Source organism: Pseudoroseomonas cervicalis ATCC 49957 (assembly GCF_000164635.1).
Taxonomy (GTDB): Bacteria; Pseudomonadota; Alphaproteobacteria; order Acetobacterales; family Acetobacteraceae; genus Pseudoroseomonas; species Pseudoroseomonas cervicalis.
This window is the reverse complement of record NZ_GG770914.1, coordinates 1-1,528: the sequence shown is the minus strand read 5'-3', so window position 1 is coordinate 1,528 and position 1,528 is coordinate 1. Positions and strand designations below refer to the sequence as shown.

The 1,528-nt window shown below is 75.4% G+C and carries 1 protein-coding gene; it reads left to right on the top strand.

What is annotated here, in order from left to right; translation table 11 throughout:
• The coding region (locus HMPREF0731_RS20300) for a GGDEF domain-containing protein (RefSeq protein WP_007006098.1) at positions 1-1,528 on the top strand (1,528 nt) is incomplete at both ends.

Sequence of the window (1,528 nt, the reverse complement as noted above, 5' to 3'; positions counted from 1 at the left end):
CCTGCTGCTGGCGCTGCTGCGCCGGCCCTGGGCCGCGCCCTGGACGCGGCAGCGCAGCCTGGGCTTCTGGTGCGTGGCCAATCTGGCGGTGATGCTGGCCTATCTGGCGCTGGGCTGGGCGGTCGGGCGGTTCTTCGCCGCCTATGGGCTGTTCCCGGCGCCGATCTGGCTGCCCGCCGGCCTGGCCGCCACCGCCGCCATGCTGGGCGGGCTGCGCTGCCTGCCCGGCATCTTCGCCGGCTCCTTCCTGGTCAACGCCATGGTCTATGGCGCGACACCGGAAATGGCGGCGCTGATCTCGCTCGGCAACGCGCTGGGGCCGCTGGCCGGCGCGCTGCTGACCCGCCGCTTCCGCCCGCCCACCGGCCTGTTCACCCGCTTCGGCGGCGTCGTCGCCTTCCTGGCCGGGGCGGTGCTGCTGCACGCCGCCATCACCGCCAGCATCGGCACGCTGGCGCTCTGGTGGCTGGGCGGCGTGCCGGCCGAGGCGCTGGCCGGGCATTGGAGCGCCTGGCTGCTCTGCGATGCCGGCGGCACCTTCTATTTCGCCCCCTCGCTGATCCTCTGGCTGCGGCTGGAGCGCACCCCCGGCGGCGTTGCGCGGCTGGCGCTGCTGGATGGCGCCGTCTGGCTCGGCACCGCGCTGCTGGCCGTCGCCGTGTTCAGCCTGCGCCTGCCGGAGGGGCTGCCCTCCGCCCAGCTGGTCTTCCTGCTGGCGGTGCCGCTGTCCTGGATCGCGCTGCGCATCTCGCTGCGCGCCGCCTACACCCTGCTGACGCTGCTCTGTGTCATCGCCTCGGCCGGGACGGTGGCGGGGTATGGGCCGTTCCAGTCGGGCGGCGTCGCCAACCCGATGCAGTCGGTCGGCATGCTGATCGTGCTCTGCGCCATGAACATCCTGACGCTCCTGGCCCTGGTCAGCGAACGGCGGGAGGCCGAGGCGGCGCTGGCCGACAGCAACCGCCTGCTGGAGTGGCGCATCGCCGAGCGCACCGAGGCGTTGCGACGACAGGCGGAGACCGACGCGCTGACCGGGCTGGCCAATCGCGGCAGCTTCCTGGCGCGGGCCGCGGCATCGCTGCAGGAGCACGCGGCGGCGGCGCGGCCCTTCACCCTGCTGGCCATCGACCTCGACCACTTCAAGGCGGTGAATGACAGCGCCGGCCACGCCGCCGGCGACACCGTGCTGCGCCTGGCCGCCGAGCGCTGCGCCGCGGTGCTGCGCCAGGGCGACCTGTTCGGCCGGCTGGGCGGCGAGGAATTCGCCGTGGCGCTGCCCTGCGCCGGCGCCGCCGAGGCGCTGATCCTGGCCGAGCGGCTGCGCCAGGCGCTCGCCACCATCGACCTGCCGCGCGGCGCGGCGCCGGAGGGGCGGCTGACCGCCAGCTTCGGCATCGCCGAGGCGCGGCCGGGCGAATCCGACCTGGCCCCGCTGCTGCGCCGCGCCGACCTGGCGCTCTACTCGGCCAAGCATGCCGGGCGGGACCGGGTCACCCTGGCGACGCCTGAGCCGGCGCGGGCCGGCCCG